Origin of the sequence: Micromonospora parastrephiae (assembly GCF_016802865.1) — a bacterium.
GTDB classification, from domain to species: Bacteria; Actinomycetota; Actinomycetes; order Mycobacteriales; family Micromonosporaceae; genus Micromonospora; species Micromonospora parastrephiae.
Genome location: NZ_JAEVHM010000356.1, coordinates 1 through 2,797, shown reverse-complemented (window position 1 = coordinate 2,797; position 2,797 = coordinate 1). Strand labels below are relative to the sequence as shown.

General features: G+C 72.6%; 3 protein-coding genes and 1 pseudogene. All 4 read left to right on the top strand.

Annotated features, from left to right (window positions below):
• A partial coding sequence (locus JNW91_RS30900; RefSeq protein WP_203178989.1) for a tyrosine-type recombinase/integrase occupies window positions 1-604 on the top strand: 604 nt, incomplete at its 5' end.
• A 181-nt stretch (window positions 605-785) separates the two neighbouring features.
• On the top strand, window positions 786-1,709 hold the full coding sequence (locus JNW91_RS30895; protein ID WP_088990243.1) for a ParA family protein: 924 nt from the start codon (window positions 786-788) through the stop codon (window positions 1,707-1,709).
• Window positions 1,710-1,750: 41 nt separating this feature from the next.
• Entirely contained in the window at window positions 1,751-2,722 is a 972-nt protein-coding gene (locus JNW91_RS30890; RefSeq protein WP_203178988.1) for a segregation and condensation protein A, read from the top strand.
• A pseudogene (locus tag JNW91_RS32905) lies at window positions 2,715-2,797 on the top strand (SMC-Scp complex subunit ScpB); the annotation flags it as partial. The gene JNW91_RS30890 and the pseudogene JNW91_RS32905, both read left to right, overlap by 8 nt.

Sequence of the window (2,797 nt, the reverse complement as noted above, 5' to 3'; positions counted from 1 at the left end):
CCGCGCGCTGCCGGTCGACGACGTGGTCCGGCTGCTGGAGACCGCCGGCCCGGTCACGGCGACCGGCGAGGACGCGCCGCTCGCGCTGCGCGACCGGGCGCTGTTGGAGTTCCTGTACGGCACCGGCGCGCGCATCTCCGAGGCGGTGGGCGCCGCCGTGGACGACCTGGACGTCGACGAGGGCACGGTGCTGCTGCGCGGCAAGGGGGGCCGGGTACGGCTGGTGCCGATCGGCGGGTACGCCATCGAGGCGGTGCGGGCCTACCTGGTCCGGGCCCGGCCCGGGCTGGCCGCGGCGGGGCGGGGCACCCCCGCGGTGTTCCTCAACGCCCGGGGCGGTGCGCTGTCCCGGCAGGGTGCCTGGATCATCCTGCGCCGTGCCGCCGTGCGCGCCGGACTGCCGGTCGACGGACCCGCGGCGGTGTCCCCGCACACCCTGCGCCACTCGTACGCCACCCACCTGCTCGACGGTGGCGCCGACGTGCGGGTGGTCCAGGAGTTGCTCGGCCACGCCTCGGTGACCACCACCCAGGTCTACACCCTGGTCACCGTCGAGCGTCTGCGCGAGGTGTACGCCACCGCCCACCCGCGCGCCCGGGGCTGAGGCCGCCGGCCGGTCGGTCCCGACACGCCGGGCCGGTGCCGAACCCCCTGGTGGTCGGTGGCGTACAGTCGGCATCGGCGCGGACCTCCTGGGGCGACACGACCGGGGTGCGCAGCGGCGCCGCGAAGGACGTCGGACGGCTCCGACGCCGGGTGGGTCGTCGGGAGGGGGCAACGAGGACATGGCTGGCAACGGTGACCGTGCCGAGACCTGGACGTCGGAGCTCCGCGAGCAGCAGGCCACGCTCGGCGCGGACCTGGGTCCGGCGGACCCGGCGGCCTACACGATGCGCAAGCCCATCCCCGAGCCGATGCCCACCGATCGGCACGGCCCGGCGCGCATCATCGCGATGGCCAATCAGAAGGGCGGCGTCGGAAAGACCACCACCACCATCAACCTGGGCGCCGCGTTGGCCGAGTACGGCCGCAAGGTGCTGCTGGTCGACTTCGACCCGCAGGGCGCGCTCTCGGTGGGCCTGGGGGTCAACCCGCACAACCTCGACCTGTCCGTCTACAACCTGCTCATGCAGGACGACGTGACCGCCGAGGACGTCCTCATCAAGACCGACGTGGCGGGCCTGCACCTGCTGCCGGCCAACATCGACCTCTCCGCCGCGGAGATCCAGCTCGTCAACGAGGTGGCCCGGGAGATGGCCCTGGCCCGGGTCCTGCGGTCGGTCCGCAAGGAGTACGACTACATCCTGATCGACTGCCAGCCCTCGCTGGGCCTGTTGGCGATCAACGCGCTGACCGTCGCGCACGGTGTGCTCATTCCGCTCGAATGCGAGTTCTTCAGCCTGCGCGGTGTGGCGCTGCTGCTGGACACCATCGACAAGGTGCGCGAGCGACTCAACTTCGACCTGGAGCTGGAAGGCATCCTCGCCACCATGTACGACAGCCGCACCACCCACTGCCGCCAGGTGCTGCAGCGGGTGGTCGAGGCGTTCGGCGACAAGGTCTACCAGACGGTCATCACCAAGACGGTGAAGTTCCCCGAGTCCACGGTGGCCGGCGCACCCATCACGACGATGGACCCGGCGTCCTCCGGGGCGCGCAACTACCGTCAGCTGGCCCGCGAGGTGATCGCCGCCCAGTCGGAGCGGTAGCCGGAAAGCCCCGTGTCCGTCTCGTGGACTACGGTCGTGCGGTGACCGCGCCACCCCTCGACCCGCCGGCCGTGCCGCCCGAGGTCGCCGCCGCCGCGGTCGACGGTGTACAACCCACCGGTTTCACGGTGCGGCTTGCCAACTTCACCGGGCCGTTCGACCTGCTGCTGCAACTGATCGGCAAGCACAAGCTCGACGTGACCGAGGTGGCCCTGCACACGGTCACCGACGAGTTCATCGCCTACATCCGCGCCATGGGCGACGACTGGGACCTCGACGAGGCCAGCGAGTTCCTGCTGATCGCCGCGACGCTGCTGGACCTGAAGGCCGCCCGGCTGCTGCCCTCCGCCGACGTGGAGGACGAGGAGGACCTCGCCCTGCTGGAGGCGCGGGACCTGCTCTTCGCCCGCCTGTTGCAGTACAAGGCGTACAAGGAGGCCGCGGCGCACATCGCCGAGTTGGAGGCGGTCGGCGGTCGCCGCTATCCGCGGGCGGTCAGCCTGGAGCCCCGGTACGCCGAGGCCCTGCCCGACCTGGTGCTCGGCATCGGCCCGCAGCGGCTGTTGAAGCTGGCCGTGAAGGCGATGACCCCGAAGCCGGTGCCGGAGGTCTCCATCGCCCACGTGCACATGGTCCGGGTGAGTGTCCGGGAGCACGCGGCGATCCTCGCCACCCGGCTGCGCCGCGCCGGCACGGCCACGTTCTCGCTGCTCTGCGCCGACTGCGAGGCCACCCTGGAGGTGGTGGCCCGGTTCCTCGCGCTGCTGGAGCTGTACCGGGAGGGTCTGGTCGTCTTCGTGCAGGAGCAGGCCCTGGAGGAGTTGACCGTGCGCTGGACCGGGCCGGCCGACGGTGACACCGAGCTGCACGTCGACGAGTACGCCGGCAGTCCGGCCGACCCGGAGCCGGCCGGGTCGGAGTCGGCGGGGTCGGAGCCGGCCGGGTCGGAGCCGGCGGGGGAGTCCGGCGGGCCGGCCGGGACGGCAACGACGGAGGATGAGCGGGATGAGTGACGAGGAACGCGGGGACTCGCTGGCCGACCAGGCCGCCGCCTGGGTCCCCCCGTGGGAACGCCCCCGCCCGCCGGC

Coding starts and splice junctions, on each gene's coding strand:
- JNW91_RS30895 (WP_088990243.1), top strand. CDS start 786: ATGGCTGGCAACGGTGACCGTGCCGAGACCTGGACGTCGGAGCTCCGC.